Below are 15,989 nucleotides of genomic sequence, written 5' to 3'. Positions count from 1 at the left end.
GGCCCTCGTCACCGACCATTCTCCCGCGCGCCTCTGTGTACTGCGCGGTAACCAGGTGGTTGACGCGGCAGTCGGGTGCGCTGAGGATCGTTCCACCAGGCGGCCGGGGCGCCCGGCGAGCCCCGTTGAGGAGTTGCTGAGATGGCGTACGACGCTGATGTGATCGTGATCGGAGCGGGGCTCGCGGGCCTGGCGGCCACCGCGGAACTGGTGGACGCCGGACGGAAGGTGATCCTCCTCGATCAGGAGCCCGAGCAGTCCCTCGGCGGCCAGGCCCACTGGTCCTTCGGCGGTCTCTTCCTGGTGGACTCCCCCGAACAGCGCCGGCTGCGCATCCGCGACAGCCACGAGCTGGCTTGGCAGGACTGGCTGGGCACGGCCGGCTTCGACCGGCCCGAGGACCACTGGCCGCGCTCCTGGGCCGAGGCCTACGTCGATTTCGCGGCCGGCGAGAAACGCGCCTGGCTGCACCGGCAGGGCGTACGGCTCTTCCCCGTAGTCGGCTGGGCCGAGCGCGGCGGTTACGACGCGATGGGGCACGGCAACTCCGTCCCCCGCTTCCACATCACCTGGGGCACCGGGCCCGGGCTGGTGGCCCCCTTCGAGCGCCGGGTGCGGGCCGGGGCCGCCCGCGGACTGGTGGAGCTGCGCTTCCGCCACCGGGTGACCGGGCTGTCGCGCACCGCGGGGAGCGTGGACACCGTCAGCGGCGAGGTTTTGGAGCCCTCGGACGCCGAGCGCGGCCGGCCCAGCAGCCGTGAGGTGGCCGGCGCCTTCGAGCTCAAGGCCCAGGCCGTGATCGTCACCTCGGGCGGTATCGGCGGCAATCACGAGCTGGTGCGCGCCAACTGGCCCGAACGGCTCGGCACGCCCCCGCGGCGGATGCTGTCCGGGGTGCCCGCGCATGTGGACGGCAAGATGCTGGGCATCGCCGAGGCGGCCGGCGGCCGGATCATCAACCGCGACCGGATGTGGCACTACACCGAGGGCATCGACAACTGGAACCCGATCTGGCCGCAGCACGGCATCCGGATCCTGTCCGGACCGTCCCCGCTGTGGCTCGACGCGCGCGGCAAACGGCTGCCGGTGCCGCTCTTCCCCGGCTTCGACACCCTCGGCACCCTCGAACACATCATGCGGACCGGCCATGACCACACCTGGTTCGTGCTCACCCAGAAGATCATCGAGAAGGAGTTCACCCTCTCCGGGTCCGAGCAGAACCCCGATCTGACGGGCAAGAGCATCCGCGGGGTGCTGGGCCGGGCCAGGGCCGGCGCACCGGGGCCGGTGCAGGCGTTCATGGACCGTGGCGCGGACTTCGTCGTCGAGCGTTCGCTGACCGACCTGGTGCGGCGGATGAACGAGCTGACCAAGGAGCCGCTGATAGCGGAGGAGGCGCTGCGCGACGCGATCGTGGCGCGGGACCGGGAGATCGCCCACTCCTTCACCAAGGACCTCCAGGTGACCGCGATCCGCGGGGCCCGCGCCTACCTCGGGGACCGCCTGATCCGCACCGCGGCGCCGCACCGGCTGCTCGACCCCAAGTCCGGCCCGCTGATCGCCGTACGGCTGAACATCCTCACCCGCAAGACGCTCGGCGGTCTGGAGACCGACCTCTCCTCGCGGGTGCTGACCGACGGCGGCGCGCCCCTGCCCGGCGTGTACGCGGCGGGCGAGGCGGCCGGGTTCGGCGGCGGTGGGGTGCACGGCTACCGCTCGCTGGAGGGCACCTTCCTCGGGGGCTGTCTCTTCTCCGGGCGGACGGCGGGACGGGCGGCGGCGCGGGCGGTGTCCTGACCGGGGTGGGGAGGGGCGGCGTCCTGACGGAGAGGGTCGGTGCGGTGCCGCGGGGGATGCGGTGCGGGAGAGGGAGGGAGAGGAGGGGAGGGGAAGGCGGTGCGGCAGAGAGGGGGCGGATCAGGCCATTCCCCTTCGCGCCTTGACGCGGAGCTCTGCGGGCCGCTTTGCTGTGCGTGATGACTGGTGCGGACCAAGTCGTCACCCTCTGTAGAGGTGCGCGGATCCGGTCCCCGCCTGCCGAGGACGACTCGGTGCGGTGGGACGGCCGGTGCGGCGCGCCGTGGAGCCCCTGATGGAGCCCCTGACCCGTGATTTCGATGTCGCCAACGATGCCGCCACCCCTCCGGCGCGCCCGCTGCCCCGGCACCCCGGTGCTCACACCGGCCCTGGACGACGCTGAACTGGCCCCCGCGGCCGAGGCGTTGACACTCGGCCAGTGGGCCAGGGTGCGTACCCTGCTCGCCGGGACCGGTGCGCACTGGGATCTGCGCGGCCACCGGTTAACCGTCCTGGCCACCTGCCCCGGCAGCGCCACCTGGGCCGGCGACTGGCTGCTCGCCGAACCGGACAGTGGTGACGCCGCCACCCTCCTGGCCCTCGCCACCGTCCATCTCGCCCTGCGCGGCGAGAGCGGCGCCGAGGCCGCAGCCGGAGCCTGTGCCACCGCCGCCCGGATGCTGCCCGACGACCCCACCCCCTGGCTCGGCGCGCTGATCCTCGCCCGCCGCACCGGCACCCCGGACGAACGGGCCCACGCCTTCCGCCAGGTGTGCGCCCGCCACCGCGACCACCACCACGCACACCACCTCATGACGGCCTCCCTGGCCGAGCAGCTGACCGGCGTCACCGACGATCCGCGGCACCCGGTCCATGTCTTCGCGGCCCGCGCGGCGGCCCGTGCCCCCGCCGACTCCCCGCTCGCTCTCCTCCCCGTCGTGGCGTACGCCGAGCGCTACCGTGTCCTCGCCGCCGCGGGACTTGCTCCCTGCGACCCCGCGGACTCGGGCCACTGGTCCACCCGGCGTGCCCGGCAGGTGCTGCAGGCCGCCGTCGACTGGTGGCTGGAGTGGGAGGGCGAGGAACACCCGCGCCGCAAGATCGATCTCAACTTCCTCGCCCATGCAGCCTTCCACCAAGGGCGGATCGCCGAGGCCGCCACGCTGTTCCAGCGGATCGGTCCGCACGCCACGCACGCCCCGTGGTCGTACCCGGGCCGCGACGGCGCGGGCGCGTTCCGGGCCGCGCGGGCCACCGCACTGTGCCGCGCCCGGGAAGCCGCCGCGCCGTGACCCGGCGGCGCTGATGACGAAAGTCTGACGCCGGGGCCGGGACGCTGGCCCGGGCGCCCGCGGGGTGGTCGAATCGAAGGGTGACCAAGGACGCGAAGAGGCCCCGCCCGGCGGGCGGCGGCGAGGACGGGCACGGCACCCCCGTGGGCCGCCGGGTGGTGCTCGGCATGCTCGCCGCCGGTGCCGCGGGCGTCGCCGCGGCCCCCTTCCTGCAGAGCGCCTACGACAGCACCCTCGGGGCCGCCGCACAGCAGGACCCCACCGGCCTGACCGGGCTGCTCCCGGGCGGCGGCGGCTTCCGCTACTACTCCGTGACCGGCTCCGTACCGGCCAAGGACGCACGCACCTACCGCCTCACCATCGACGGCCTGGTCCGCCACCCGGCCACCCTGAGTCTCGCCGGTCTGCGCCGGCTGCCGCAGACCCGGCTCGTCCGCGATGTCCAGTGCGTCACCGGCTGGCGGGTGCCCGCCACCCCCTTCGAGGGCGTCCGCCTCTCCGCCCTCCTCGACGCCGCGGGCGTCCGCCCCGAGGCCAAGGCCGTCCGCTTCACCTGCTTCGACGGCACCTACAGCGAATCCCTCACCCTCGAACAGGCCCGCCGCGACGACGTCCTGGTCGCCCTGCGGATGCAGGACAAGCCGCTCGCCCACGCCCACGGCGGCCCGGTGCGCCTCTATGTCGGGCCCATGTACTTCTACAAGTCGGCCAAGTGGCTCTCCGGGATCACCGTCACCGACCATGTCCAGCCCGGCTACTGGGAGAACCTCGGATATGACATCGACGCCTGGGTCGGCCGGTCGAACGGACGCGACGATGCCCCGACCACCTGAGAGCCGGACCGGGGCCACCCCGGCACGCCCCCGCGTCCCGCGCTTCACCCCCGCCGAACACCGGGTGCACCGCGCCACCGCCACCTTGATGGCCGTCTGCGTCCTCACCGCGGGCTGTCTCTACCTCCCCTTCCTCGCCGAACTCGTCGGCCGCCGCCACCTGATGGTCACCGTCCACGAGTGGTCCGGCATCCTGCTGCCCGTCCCCCTGCTGCTGGGCCTCGGCTCCCGCGCCCTGCGCGCCGACCTCACCCGCCTCAACCGCTACGGCCCGCACGACCGCCAGTGGCTGCGCGCCGCACTGCGCCGCCGAGGCGGCCGCCCGGCCGGCAAGTTCAACGCCGGGCAGAAGCTCTACGCCGCCTGGATCGCCGGTGCGGTCCTGGTGATGCTCGGCACCGGCCTGCTGATGTGGTTCACGGGTCTCGCGCCCCTGGTCTGGCGCACCGGTGCCACCTTCGTCCACGACTGGCTCGCGCTCGCCGTGATCATCGTGATCGCCGGCCATGTCTGGAAGGCGTACGGCGACCCCGAGTCACGCCGCGGTCTGCGCACCGGCTCCGTCGACGCACAGTGGGCACGGCGCGAGCATCCGTTGTGGGTGCCCGGGGAGGGGAAGGCGGACGGAGACGGGGACGACGGCGGGGAAGCGGGGGAGAGTGCGGACGGAGCCGGGCGCCAGGACACGGCCTAGCCCTCAACGGCGTTGTCGTTCCCGTCCGTTGGCAAGACTCCTCTGCACAGAGTTCTCTGCAAAGATCTCTCTGCAGGGAACTCTATGCAGAGGAGTCTCTGCAACTCTAGGCTGCCGTTCATGTCCGACGCCTCCATGCCACAGCAGCCGCCCCGTCCGACGCCGACGTCTACACCGCCGGCCGCGCCTCCGACCCGCCGGATGGACGCCCGCAGTCTGCGCGGGGTCGCCCACCCCCTGCGGATGCGCATCCTGGAGCTGCTACGGCTCGACGGGCCGGACACCGCCACCGGGCTCGGGCGCCGTCTCGGCGAGAACACCGGTACGGTCAGCTGGCATCTGCGGCACCTCGCCGAACACGGCTTCATCGAGGAGGAGACCGGCCGCGGCACCAAGCGCGAGCGCTGGTGGCGGGCGGTCCGGGTCGCCCACCGGCTCGACACCACCGAATTCCGCGACGATCCGGACACCCGTGGCGCGCTGGCGCTCTATGTGCACGAAATCGTCCAGCAGCACTTCAACCGGGTCGTCAGCTACCTCGCCGAGGACTGGGCCCCGGAATGGCGGGACGCCGGCACTCTCTCCCAGTGGCACGATCTGCGCTTGACGCCCCAACAACTCGCCGCACTGAATGAAGAGTTGGAGCAGGTCGTCGCACGGCACCGGGCGGCGGCGCACAGTGGATCCGGCGAGGGAACCCCCGAGGGCACATCCGAGAGCGCCCCTGAGGGCACCCGCGAGGGCATCCCCGAGGAACAGCCCATCGTCGTCCAGTTGCAGGCCTTCCCGCGCAAGGAGCGTGACGAGCGGTGAGCGGACTGCTGCGCCGCCATCGTGACTTCCGGCTGTTGTGGTGCGGCGAGACGGCGGGGAAGTTCGGGGCGGCGGTCACCACCGTGGCGATGCCGCTGGTGGCGGTGTCCACCCTGCATGCCTCCACCTTCGCGGTAGGGCTGCTCAGCGCCTGCGGCTGGCTGCCCTGGCTGCTCATCGGCCTCCCGGTGGGTGTCTGGGTGGACCGGACGCGCCGCCGCCCGCTGATGCTGGGCGCCGCCGGCCTGTCATTGGTGCTGTTCGCCGCCGTACCGGTCCTCGCCGGGTACGGCGGGCTCAGCCTCGGTCTGCTGATCGCCGTGGCCCTGCTGGCAGGTGCGGCGGCGGTGGTCTTCCAGACCGCCTACAGCGCCTATCTCCCCGGCCTGCTCGCACCGGCCGACCAGGCCGAGGGCAACGCCAAGCTGCACGGCAGCGCCTCGGCGGCGCAGATCGCGGGGCAGGGGGCGGGTGGCCTCATCGTCCAACTGGCGGGCGCCGTGCACGCATTGTCCGCCCAGGCGGCCACCTTCCTGGTATCCCTGCTGTGCCTGCTCCGCATCCGGCACCGTGAACCTCGCCCGGACCCCCGCGACCGTGCACCACGGACCCTGGTCGCGGACATCGCCGAGGGGCTGCGGCTGGTCACCGGCGATGTGTGGTTCCGCACCCTGACGCTCTTCGGTGCCGCCTCCAACCTCGCGCTCATGGGGTACCAGTCGATCGCGGCGGTCTTCCTGGTCCGCGAGGTCGGTCTGCCGCCCGGTGCGGTCGGCGGGCTGCTGGCGCTGGCCGGTACGGGCGGGATCGCGGGCGCCTTCCTGGCGCGCCGGGCCGCCGAACGGTTCGGCACGGCCCGCGCCATGCTGCTGTGCGAACTGGGCCTGTCCGGCACCGCATTGCTCATCCCCCTCGCCGCCCACGGCGCCGGGGCGCTGCTCTACGTCGCGGGCAGCTTCGGTGTCTGTGCGGGCGCGGTGGGCGGGAACACCCTCAAGGCGGGGTTCCAGCAGCGCTACTGCCCGCCGGCCCTGCTCGGCCGGCTGATCGCCGGCAGCTCCTTCCTCAACTACGGCACGCTGCCCCTGGGCGCGCTGCTCGGCGGTGCGCTCGGCTCCGCCCTCGGCCTCCGCACGGCCATGTGGATCATGACCGCGGGGGTGCCGCTGGCCGCCCTGATCCTGCTCTTCTCACCGGTCGGGGCCGTCCGCGACCTGCCGGTGCGCCGGACGGGGGACGAGGGTCGGGAGGGGCACAGGGAGGGGCACGGGGAGGAGCGCTTGGCCGAGTGCCAGGAGGAACGCCGGGAGGAGTGCCGTTCCGAGCACCGGGCCGAGCACCAAGAGGAGCCCGGAGAACGCGGCCCGGACCCGGAGGGCCGGGACGGGGCGGCGGCGCGGCGCTGAAGTGTGCCAGGGCGCCGAGGTGTGTCAGGGCGCTGAGCTGCCGCCACGGCGCTGAGATGCGCCAGAGCGCCCGTACGCCCAGGCCGCGGAGGCTCGGGCCCGCGGTCCGTCCGCGAGCCCGTCCCCGGGTCCGCGGCCTCATCGGCCGCCCCCTACGGCTCCACCGCCACCTCCGCCGACGGCAGTTCGACCTCGAAGCGGCAGCCCGCCCCGGTGTTCCGTACCGTCGCCCGGCCCTCATGGGCCTCCACGATCCCGCGGACGATCGCCAGGCCCAGCCCGGCGCCGCCCTTGCCGTCCGCGCGCGGGGTGCGGGCATAGCCGCCGCGCCAGCCGGTGTCGAAGACCCGCGCCAGATCCTCCTGCGGGATGCCCCCGCAGCCGTCCTCGACGGCGAGGATCACCCGGCCCTTCTCGTGCCGTGCGCTGACCGCGACGGTGCCGTCCGCCGGTGTCGCGCGGATCGCATTGACCAGCAGATTGCCCAGCACGCGGGTGATCTGCTGGGCGTCCACCTGCACCGGCAGCGGTACCACCCCGCCGTCCACCAGCCGCACCCCGCCGGCCCGCGCCAGCGGCCCGGCCCCGGCGAGGGCATCGTCCACCAGGTCGTACACCGACACCCGCGACAGCGTCAGGGCCAGCGCCCCGGCCTGGATGCGGGAGAGTTCGAAGAGGTCGTCGACCATGGCGGCCAGCCGGTCGACCTCGACCCGCATCCGTGCGTGGTAGCGCGCGGTGTCCTCGGCGACCCCGTCCTCCAGCGCCTCGGCCATCGCCCGCAGCCCGGCGAGCGGCGTGCGCAGGTCGTGCGAGATCCCGGCGATCAGATCGCGCCGGGAGGCATCCAGCGCCCGCTCCCGCTCCCGTGCGTCGGCGAGCCGCCCGCTGGTCTCCTCCAGCGCCCGGGACAGCGCGGCCAGTTCGGCGGTGGGCGGCTCGGCCGGCGCCACGAAGCCGCCCTCGCTGCCGACCGTACGGGCCGAGCGTGCCAGCTCCCGGCTGCCCGCCGCGATCCGGCGGCCGAAGAGCAGCGCGGCCGCCAGCGACACCACCCCGGAGACGGCCACCACGGCCATCACCACGCCGAGGTCGTGCCCGGACAGGAACATCGCCTGGGCGACCGCCACCGTGCCCGCCGCCATCGCGGCCACCGCCAGCACCGCCACCGCGAACAGCGACAGCGCGACCGAACGCCGCCGCAGCACCCGTACCGCGGGCGCGGCGAGCAGGCCCGCCAGCGCCGCGCCCAGCGCCGCCAACGCCACGATGACCAGGAAGTCCGTCATGAGAGCGGATCGCCTCCCGGCAGCGGCCCGGGCTCCGGCGGGGGCTCGTCCTCCATGGGGTCGAAGCGGTAGCCCGCGCCCCAGACCGTCGTCACCAGCCGCGGCGCGGCCGGATCCGCCTCGATCTTCTCGCGCAGCCGCCGCACATGCACCGTGACCGTGGACAGATCGCCGAACTCCCAGCCCCAGACCCGGGCCAGCAGCTCCTCCCGGGAGAAGACCTGACCGGGGTGGCGCATCAGGAAGACCAGCAGGTCGAACTCTCGGGCGGTGAGGGAGAGTTCCCGTCCGCCGCGGTCGGCACGCCGGCCGCCGGGGTCGGCACTGAGATCACCGGCCCGCAGGACGGCCGAGGGTGCCGCGGCCGGCGGCGCGGACTCCGCACGGCGCAGCACCGAGCCGATCCGCAGCACCAGCTCCCGCGGACTGAAGGGCTTGGTCACATAGTCGTCCGCGCCCAGCTCCAGGCCGAGGATGCGGTCCGCCTCCTCGCCGCGGGCCGTCAGCATCACCACCGGGACCGCCGGTCCGTTGTCGGCGCGGCGCAGCCGGCGGCACACCTCCAGACCGTCGATGCCGGGCAGCATCAGATCGAGCACCACGAGATGCGGACGGAACTCCGCGGCCCCGTCGAGGGCGGCGAATCCGTCGGCGGCGTGCCGGGTGGTGTAGCCGGCGCGGGAGAGATAGCCGGTGACGACCTCCGCGACGGTCGGGTCGTCCTCGACGACCAGGACACGGCGCGGCGGCCCGTGCAGCGGGACGGGCGGGGGCGCGGAGGGCGGCGTTGCGGGGTGCACGGGCTCAGCGTGCCCTTCTGGAGAGAGGCGTCATGGTCCCAGCCAACACCAGTACGCGCGGTGGCGGGCGGGCCGGCCCGCTGTCGTAAGACTCCGGTAACCGGTGGCGGTGTCCTTCAAGGGGGGGCGGGCAGCGGGCGGCTCGATGCGCGGCGCGGCACCGTCGTGGCACCAGGGCGGCCCTATCGGGGCTCCACGACGGCCCCGCCGGGCCCCGGTGGCCCATCCGCCCCCCCCGTGCCCATCGTGCCCCGTCGTGGCGCCTCAGCCCTCCAGCCCCTCCCGTACCCGTCGTGACACCGTGATCGCATAGAGGTCGAGCACTCCCGGCGGTTCGGCCAGGCCGGGACCGCCGGCCCGGATCCACGCGGCGATATCGGCCAGCGCGTCGTCGTCGTTGACCAGCCCCAGCCACACCGGGCGCCCGCCGGCCGCCCGGCCCGCGGGCGACGGCTGGACCACGACCACATTCGCTTGGTCACAGACGTCCAGACACTCCGAGGCCCGTACCGGCGCCGCGCCGTCGAGCGCCGCGCGCAACCGCGGTATCTGCCCGGCGTGGTCGACGCCCGGGATCTTGGCCGCATCGCCGCAGCAGCAGCCGCGGCATACGGTGACCCGGCACGGGGCCGCGGTGGCTGCCCGTCCGGCACGCTTGTCGATCATCCGGCACATGCTACGGGCGGCGCCGCGGCCCCAATGCGGGAGGTCCGGGCGGGGTTTTCAACTGCTGGCCCTCGAAGTCGGGTATGTGACACCAGCATGTGGGGTGCGCAGCACTGGCAGAAGCCGCTGACCACCACACACCGCAAGACCAGCCGACACGCCGCCGCCTCGGTGGCCATCGGCAGGCGCTCCCTCGGACACCCGATCCGGCGACGGACGGCACCGCCCCGCCAGCACCAGAGCGATGCTCGCGGGCATCGGACCGCCCAGGCCGGACCAGGTGACCGGGGGCGTGAGGGAAACCGCCCCCGCGTACCCGGACCACGGACACGATCCGATGGAGCTGAACGCGGCAGGAACGCGGTGGACCAGAACGCCCAAGACCGTTCGGGGCGCTCGGCTGAGCGTGGGTTCTGGCGACAGGACCCACTCCCGCTCAGTCTTTAGGAACGGTAGGAACCCGGGTCCGCTGGATAGACATCCGGCATGCACCACACCGACTCCCAGCCCCACCCCCGCCCCGGTCCGCACCCCGGCCCCGCACCGGAGAGCGAGATCCCCGGGCCCGCCGGTCTCCCCGTGCTCGGCTCGATGCTCGACCTGCGGCGCGACTCCCTCACCACGTTCCTCAACGCGCGGCGTACGCACGGCGATGTGGTGCGGCTGGCGGCCGGCCCGCCCGGTCTGCGCAGTGTGTTCCACGCGGTCTTCGCGCCCGAGGGCGTACAGCAGATCCTCGCCTCCCAGGCCGCCAACTTCCGCAAGGACCACCCGCTCTACGAAGAGGTGCGGCAGGCCTTCGGCAACGGCCTGCTCACCAGCCAGGACTCCGACTACCTCAGGCAGCGGCGGCTGGTGCAGCCACTGTTCACCAAGCGCCGGGTCGACAGCTACGCCGCGGCGATCACGACCGAGGCCGGCACCCTCGCCGAGCGCTGGCGCACCGCCGGGGACAACACCGTCGACCTGATCCCCGAGATGAACCGGCTGGCGCTGCGCACCGTCGCCCGGATCCTGTTCGGCCTGGACGCGGCGGCGGTCGAGGACACCTTCCACCGGTGCGCCCCGGTCATCAACTCCTATGTCGTACGGCGTGCCTACGTGCCCGTGAAGGTCCCGCGGGACTGGCCCACCCCCGCCAACCTGCGGGTCCGGGCCGCCACCGACGAGCTGAACGCCCTGTGCGACCGCGTCATCGCGGACCGGCGGGCGGCGCGCGGGGCGGCCACGTCGGCGGGCGAGGCGGGCGAGGCGGGCGGGGCGGACGAGAGGGGCGAGAGGGAGGTGAGGGACGAGAGGAACGAGATGGACGAGGGGGATGACCTGCTGTCCCTGCTGGCCGCGGCCGGCAACGACGAGGACGGCTCCCTCGACGCGACCGAGGTCCGCGAACAGGTCCTGATCTTCCTGCTGGCGGGGCACGAAACCACCGCGACCTCCCTCGCCTTCACCCTCCACCTCCTCGCCCGGCACCCCGAAGAGCAGCAAAGAGTGCGCGAGGAGATCGACCGGGTGCTGGGCGGGCGCACCCCCTCGGCCGCCGACCTGGACCGTCTGCCGTATCTGACCCAGGCGCTCAAGGAGTCCATGCGGCTGTATCCGGCGGCACCGGTCATCAGCCGCCGGGCCGTGGCCGCCACGGAGATCGGCGGATACCGCATCCCGGCCGGTGCCGATGTGGTCGTCGCGCCCTGGGTCACCCACCGCAGCCCGGAGCTGTGGGAGGACCCCGAACGCTTCGATCCGCGGCGCTTCGCACCCGAGCGTGAGGCGGAACGGCACCGCTACGCCTGGTTCCCGTTCGGCGGCGGGCCGCGCGCCTGCATCGGGCAGCACTTCTCGATGCTGGAGTCCGTGCTGGCGCTGGCCACGCTGCTGCGGAGGTACGAACTCGAAGCCGTGGACCAGGAGGTGCCGGTCGCCGCCGGGATCACCCTCCAGGCAACCGGTCCGGCCCGGGTGCGCCTGCGCCCATGCGGCGGAGCGGGGGAGTAGGGGGAACCCCCGAGGGCCCGGGGACGCCGCACGCCCCGTGGGAAGCGAACGGAACCCCCACGAAACCGGCCGACGCAAACGCAACGAAAATAGCGTTTGCGTTTTGGCGGCGTCCCCCGTATCTTCGTTCTCGGTCCCATTGCCGCCGATCGGAGAAGGCCGTTGCTCGTCTGAGGTCCTGAGACACCGCGCCCGCGACGGTGATCCGCCCTGCGCTTCCGGTATCCGGAGCGGCGGTTCATGCCTCGCGCGGCCCGTCCGCGACCTCGGCGTACGTACGGCGTACCCGACGCACCCCGGCGTTTCGACGACGCGCCGATGACGCGGTGTCTCCCAGCGCATTCCCCTCCCCCCTTCGCGCCCAGGAGACCCCTGTGTCCATGCCACCCACCTCCGCGTCGTCCGCGGCCCTCGTCTGCACCGGCCTCGGCTTCAGCTGGCCCGACGGCAGCCCCGTCCTGGAAAACCTCCAACTGGCCGTCGGCCCCGGCCGTACGGGCCTCATCGGCTCCAACGGGGCCGGAAAGTCCACCCTGTTGAAGCTGATCGCAGGCGAACTCTCCCCGACCGCCGGCAGCGTCAAAGTCGCCGGCGAGGTGGGCTACCTCCCGCAGCACGCTTCGCTCGACACACACCTGCGGGTCGACGAAGCGCTCGGCATCGCCGCCGCGCGCGCCGCCCTCCACGCCATCGAGGGCGGCGACCCGAGCGAGGAGCACTTCACCGCCATCGGCGACGACTGGGACGTCGAAGAACGGGCCCGCGCCACCCTCGACCAGCTCGGGCTGCCCGGCCTCGACCTCGACCGCACCATCGGCGAGGTGTCCGGCGGTGAGGGGGTCCTGCTGCGGCTGGCGGCCCTGCTGCTGCGCCGTCCCGACGTCCTGCTGCTCGACGAGCCCACCAACAACCTGGACGGGCCGGCCCGGCGGCGGCTGTACGACGCGGTCACCGGCTGGTCCGGTGTGCTCGTCGTGGTCAGTCACGACCGTGAACTCCTCGAACTCGTCGACCGGATCGCCGACCTGCGCGACGGGGAGGTCCACTGGTACGGCGGCAACTTCAGCGCCTACGAACACGCCCTGGCCGTCGAACAGGAAGCGGCCGAGCGGACGGTGCGGGCCGCCGAGGCGGACGTCCAGCGCCAGAAACGCGAACTGGCCGACGCCCAGATCAAATTGGCACGCAGGGTGCGCTACGGCAACAAGATGAACGCCAACAAGCGCGAGCCGAAGATCGTCATGAACGAGCGCAAGAGGGAGGCCCAGGTATCCGCGGGCAAGCACCGCATCCTGCACACCGAACGACTCAAGGAGGCCAGAGAGCGCCTGGACGAGGCGGCCGAGGCGGTCAGGGACGACGACGAGATCCGTATCGACCTGCCGCACACCGCCGTGCCGCCGGGCCGCACGGTGCTCACCCTGCACGCCTTGCGCACCCGTTTCGGCGCCCGGGCCGAGCTGGAGGTACGCGGCCCCGAACGCATCGCGCTGACCGGCCGCAACGGCTCCGGCAAGACCACCCTGCTGCGGACCCTCGCCGGCGAGATCCTCCCGCAGGAAGGGACGGCCGAAGCCCATGTCCCCTACCGCTTCCTGCCGCAGCGGCTGGACGTCCTCGACCCCGAGCTGACCGTGGCCGAGAACGTCGCCCGCTTCGCGCCGGACGCCACCAACAACCGCATCCGGGCCCGGCTCGCCCGCTTCCTGTTCAAGGGCGCCCGCGCCGACCAGCAGGCCGGCACGCTCTCCGGCGGCGAACGCTTCCGCGCCTCGCTCGCCGCGCTGATGCTGGCCGAGCCGGCCCCGCAGCTGCTGATGCTCGACGAGCCGACCAACAACCTCGACCTTGCGTCGGTCCGCCGGCTGGTCACGGCCCTGGATTCCTACGAGGGCGCGCTTCTCGTCGTCAGCCACGATCAGGCGTTCCTCCGGGACATCGGCATCACGCGCCGGCTCGCCCTGGAGGACGGTGAACTGACCGATATCGCACCGCTGTAGACGGAGTGGGGCGGGGGAGAAGTCCCCCGCCCCGTCACCTGCCTCGTCCTCCGCCCCGTCGCCCGCGTCGGCGGCCCCGGCCCCGTGGTCAGCCCCGCGGCCGGCCGGCCCGCCGCGCGCCGGCCCCCGTGCCGAACAGCTCCAGGGTCTCCCCGCACTGCGAATGCAGCGGCACCGGCAGCTCCTGAAGAGCGCACCAGGCGAGCGCATCGAACTTGTGCGGCTCGCCGATCGTCACCTCGTCCGGTTCCACCCGTACGGCGAAGACCACCGCGACCCAGTGCGAGTCGACCGGGTCACCGCGCAGCACATTGCGCACCCCGATCTGCTCGATGGCGAGCGGCCGCACGCCGTACTCCTCGTACACCTCCCGTGCCACGGCCGTCTCGAAGGACTCACCGAACTCCAGCGCCCCGGCGCCGCAGTCCCAGGTCCCCGGCTCGTCCCTGGCCCCCGTGCTCCGCCGGGCCGGCAACACCCGCCCGGCGCCGTCATGGCACACGAAGACACAGGACACCTTGGGTCCCACCACCGTCATGTCCCCCCCTTCTTCTCAGAAGTGCCGCAGCAGTTCACCGAACGCCGACAGCCGCAGCACCTTCTCGTCGGTGGCGTCGAGCTCGTCGTGCTCCAGGACCCAGGTGTGGTCGTGCGGGATGAACACCGCGTTCAGGCCCGCGGAACGGGCCGGCAGGATGTCCGACTTGGGGGAGTTCCCGATCATCCACGCCGAGCTCGGCTCCAGGTCGTAGGAGCGGGTCAGCTCCTCATACGTGGCGGTGTTCTTCTCCGCCACGATGTGGACGCCCCGGAAGTACCCGGCCAGCGCGGAGTTCGCCACCTTCCGCCGCTGCTCCTCGGTGTCGCCCTTCGTCAGCAGCAGCAGATCGTGCCGCCGGGCCAGTTCGGCAAGGGTCTCGGCCACCCCGAGGATCAGCTCCACGTGGTCCCGGTCGAAGGCCGCGGCCCATCCGGAGATCCGCGCCGTCTCCTCGTCCGTCGCGGCCCGGCCCCGCAGCCGCGCCACGCACTCCCCGAGGCTGTGCAGGAACACCTTGCTGCCGTATCCGAGGGTCACCGCGTTCGCCGCCTCGATCCCGTCGAGCACGGCCCGCACCCCGGCCCGGTCGAGCCCGGGAAGGGTCATCCAGTCCAGGAACTCGTCGATGACCCGCTCGAAGACCACGTTGTTCTCCCACAACGTGTCATCCGCATCGAAAATCAGCATGCGCCCGCCCGTCCCTCTCCCGCTTCCACCGACCGGCGCACCTTAGGCAGACCCGGCCGCCGTCCGCACCGCAAATTCCGTGCGGGTCACCGCCGGCCCGAACGCGGTAGGGGAGCGCCCCGCCGCCAGGTCCGCGATCACGCCGGCGGAGCCGGGTCCCACGCCGCCAGCCGCCGCCCGCTCTCGAAACGCCGAGTCCTGCCGTCCACCGGATCGGTGAACTCCAGCACCTTCGCCAGCAGTTGGAGCGGCGCGCTGAAGTCGTCCGGGTCCGGGTCCCCGACCACCGGATAGACCGGATCGTGGAGGATCGGCAGCCCGAGGCCGTTCATATGGACCCGCAGCTGATGGGTACGGCCGGTCGCGGGCAGCAGCCGGTACCGGCCCAGCCCGCCCCGCCGCTCCACCAGCTCGATCCGGCTCTCCGCATTGGCCGCACCGGTCTCCTCGCGCGCGGCCATCACCCCGCGCTCCTTCACGATCCGGCTGCGCACGGTCACCGGCAGCGCCACCGCCTCGTCGTACGGCGCCACCGCCTCGTACTCCTTGCGCACCCGCCGCCCGCCGAACAGGCCCTGGTACGCGCCCCGGTCCTCGGGCCGTACGACGAACAGCGCCAGCCCCGCCGTCAGCCGGTCGAGCCGGTGCGCGGGCTGCAGCGCGGGCAGCTCCAGCTCGCGCCGCAGCCGGGCCAGCGCGGTCTCGGTGATGTGCCGCCCGCGCGGCGTCGTGGCGAGGAAGTGCGGCTTGTCGGCGATCACGATCCGCTCGTCGCGGTGGACGACCCGCACCTCGAACGGCACCGGCACCTCCGGCGCGAAGTCCCGGTGGAACCACACATACCGCCCGGGCTCGTACGGCTCCGCCCCGCTCAGCGCGCCGCCGGTCCCGACGAACCGCCCCGCGCCCAGCATCGCGTCCACCCGCTGCGCCCCGATCGCCCCCTGGAACCGGTGCACCAGATGCTCCCGGACCGTGCCCCACACCCCGTCCGGATCGGCGGGCAGCCGCACCCGTACGGGATCGATACCGTCACGCTGGGGGAGCGGGGCAGGAGGGGCCGGGGATCTGCGTCTCACCCGGCAAGAGAACCCCAGCCCGGCCGGCAACGCAAAGCGGGCCCGGGGCGGCTCGGGGACCCGCCCGCTCCGTGTCCGCGGCAGAGTCGGGCCGGGG

At 73.3% G+C, this 15,989-nt stretch carries 14 protein-coding genes and 1 pseudogene; 9 read left to right on the top strand and 6 right to left on the bottom strand.

Annotated features, from left to right (window positions below; genetic code table 11):
• Positions 1-141 precede the first annotated feature (141 nt).
• The 6 genes from ABR737_RS11290 (at position 142) to ABR737_RS11265 (ending at position 6,835) form a co-directional block, all read left to right on the top strand.
• Positions 142-1,797 (top strand): FAD-binding dehydrogenase, encoded by a 1,656-nt coding sequence (locus tag ABR737_RS11290; RefSeq protein ID WP_350250045.1) that lies wholly within the window; start codon positions 142-144, stop codon positions 1,795-1,797.
• A gap of 320 nt (positions 1,798-2,117) precedes the next feature.
• Positions 2,118-3,089: a tetratricopeptide repeat protein gene (locus ABR737_RS11285; RefSeq protein WP_350250044.1), complete on the top strand. Its 972-nt coding sequence runs from the start codon at positions 2,118-2,120 to the stop codon at positions 3,087-3,089.
• 80 nt (positions 3,090-3,169) lie between these two features.
• Positions 3,170-3,922, top strand: a complete 753-nt coding sequence (locus ABR737_RS11280) for a molybdopterin-dependent oxidoreductase (RefSeq protein ID WP_350250043.1) — start codon at positions 3,170-3,172, stop codon at positions 3,920-3,922.
• Positions 3,906-4,616, top strand: a complete 711-nt coding sequence (locus tag ABR737_RS11275) for a cytochrome b/b6 domain-containing protein (RefSeq protein WP_350250042.1) — start codon at positions 3,906-3,908, stop codon at positions 4,614-4,616. Before ABR737_RS11280 ends, ABR737_RS11275 begins: the two co-directional genes overlap by 17 nt.
• 201 nt (positions 4,617-4,817) lie before the next feature.
• Positions 4,818-5,429, top strand: coding sequence for a helix-turn-helix domain-containing protein (locus tag ABR737_RS11270; protein ID WP_350256749.1), 612 nt, complete (start codon positions 4,818-4,820; stop codon positions 5,427-5,429).
• The gene (locus ABR737_RS11265; RefSeq protein WP_350250041.1) at positions 5,426-6,835 is read left to right on the top strand and encodes an MFS transporter; all 1,410 of its coding nucleotides are present in this window, start codon (positions 5,426-5,428) and stop codon (positions 6,833-6,835) included. Before ABR737_RS11270 ends, ABR737_RS11265 begins: the two co-directional genes overlap by 4 nt.
• A gap of 152 nt (positions 6,836-6,987) precedes the next feature.
• Here ABR737_RS11265 and ABR737_RS11260 read toward each other — a convergent pair whose 3' ends face one another.
• The 3 genes from ABR737_RS11260 to ABR737_RS11250 all read right to left on the bottom strand — a co-directional run bounded on the left by ABR737_RS11260 (position 6,988) and on the right by ABR737_RS11250 (position 9,590).
• Complete coding sequence (locus ABR737_RS11260) at positions 6,988-8,124, bottom strand: sensor histidine kinase (RefSeq protein ID WP_350250040.1); 1,137 nt, start codon at positions 8,122-8,124, stop codon at positions 6,988-6,990.
• Positions 8,121-8,924, bottom strand: coding sequence for a response regulator transcription factor (locus ABR737_RS11255; RefSeq protein WP_350250039.1), 804 nt, complete (start codon positions 8,922-8,924; stop codon positions 8,121-8,123). Before ABR737_RS11255 ends, ABR737_RS11260 begins: the two co-directional genes overlap by 4 nt.
• A 264-nt stretch (positions 8,925-9,188) precedes the next feature.
• On the bottom strand, positions 9,189-9,590 hold the full coding sequence (locus tag ABR737_RS11250; RefSeq protein ID WP_093492918.1) for a hypothetical protein: 402 nt from the start codon (positions 9,588-9,590) through the stop codon (positions 9,189-9,191).
• A gap of 90 nt (positions 9,591-9,680) precedes the next feature.
• Here ABR737_RS11250 and ABR737_RS11245 point away from each other — a divergent pair.
• The 3 genes and pseudogenes from ABR737_RS11245 to ABR737_RS11235 all read left to right on the top strand — a co-directional run.
• A pseudogene (locus ABR737_RS11245) lies at positions 9,681-10,037 on the top strand (transposase); the annotation flags it as partial.
• Positions 10,038-10,076: 39 nt separating this feature from the next.
• Positions 10,077-11,585 carry a cytochrome P450 gene (locus ABR737_RS11240; RefSeq protein WP_350250038.1) on the top strand — a complete coding sequence of 503 codons (1,509 nt, stop codon included), beginning with the start codon at positions 10,077-10,079 and terminating at the stop codon, positions 11,583-11,585.
• Between the two features lie 380 nt (positions 11,586-11,965).
• Positions 11,966-13,585: an ABC-F family ATP-binding cassette domain-containing protein gene (locus ABR737_RS11235; protein WP_350256748.1), complete on the top strand. Its 1,620-nt coding sequence runs from the start codon at positions 11,966-11,968 to the stop codon at positions 13,583-13,585.
• A gap of 88 nt (positions 13,586-13,673) precedes the next feature.
• Here the strand turns inward: ABR737_RS11235 and ABR737_RS11230 are convergent, their stop codons facing one another.
• The 3 genes from ABR737_RS11230 to ABR737_RS11220 form a co-directional block, all read right to left on the bottom strand.
• Complete coding sequence (locus ABR737_RS11230) at positions 13,674-14,123, bottom strand: NUDIX domain-containing protein (protein WP_350250037.1); 450 nt, start codon at positions 14,121-14,123, stop codon at positions 13,674-13,676.
• A gap of 15 nt (positions 14,124-14,138) precedes the next feature.
• Positions 14,139-14,813, bottom strand: a complete 675-nt coding sequence (locus tag ABR737_RS11225) for an HAD family hydrolase (protein WP_350250036.1) — start codon at positions 14,811-14,813, stop codon at positions 14,139-14,141.
• Positions 14,814-14,950: 137 nt separating this feature from the next.
• Positions 14,951-15,892 carry a pseudouridine synthase gene (locus ABR737_RS11220; RefSeq protein WP_350250035.1) on the bottom strand — a complete coding sequence of 314 codons (942 nt, stop codon included), beginning with the start codon at positions 15,890-15,892 and terminating at the stop codon, positions 14,951-14,953.
• Positions 15,893-15,989 lie beyond the last annotated feature (97 nt).

Source organism: Streptomyces sp. Edi2 (genome assembly GCF_040253635.1).
Taxonomy (GTDB): Bacteria; Actinomycetota; Actinomycetes; order Streptomycetales; family Streptomycetaceae; genus Streptomyces.
Note: the sequence above shows the minus strand (reverse complement) of the source record. Positions and strands in the feature narration are given on the sequence as shown.

What these genes read in the sequence shown, in the direction of transcription:
- ABR737_RS11285 (WP_350250044.1), top strand. Translation starts at nt 2,118, where the DNA reads ATGTCGCCAACGATGCCGCCACCCCTCCGGCGCGCCCGCTGCCCCGGC.
- ABR737_RS11235 (WP_350256748.1), top strand. Translation starts at nt 11,966, where the DNA reads ATGCCACCCACCTCCGCGTCGTCCGCGGCCCTCGTCTGCACCGGCCTC.
- ABR737_RS11270 (WP_350256749.1), top strand. Translation starts at nt 4,818, where the DNA reads ATGGACGCCCGCAGTCTGCGCGGGGTCGCCCACCCCCTGCGGATGCGC.
- ABR737_RS11240 (WP_350250038.1), top strand. Translation starts at nt 10,077, where the DNA reads ATGCACCACACCGACTCCCAGCCCCACCCCCGCCCCGGTCCGCACCCC.
- ABR737_RS11250 (WP_093492918.1), bottom strand. Translation starts at nt 9,590, where the DNA reads ATGATCGACAAGCGTGCCGGACGGGCAGCCACCGCGGCCCCGTGCCGG.
- ABR737_RS11225 (WP_350250036.1), bottom strand. Translation starts at nt 14,813, where the DNA reads ATGCTGATTTTCGATGCGGATGACACGTTGTGGGAGAACAACGTGGTC.
- ABR737_RS11230 (WP_350250037.1), bottom strand. Translation starts at nt 14,123, where the DNA reads ATGACGGTGGTGGGACCCAAGGTGTCCTGTGTCTTCGTGTGCCATGAC.
- ABR737_RS11260 (WP_350250040.1), bottom strand. Translation starts at nt 8,124, where the DNA reads ATGACGGACTTCCTGGTCATCGTGGCGTTGGCGGCGCTGGGCGCGGCG.
- ABR737_RS11290 (WP_350250045.1), top strand. Translation starts at nt 142, where the DNA reads ATGGCGTACGACGCTGATGTGATCGTGATCGGAGCGGGGCTCGCGGGC.
- ABR737_RS11275 (WP_350250042.1), top strand. Translation starts at nt 3,906, where the DNA reads ATGCCCCGACCACCTGAGAGCCGGACCGGGGCCACCCCGGCACGCCCC.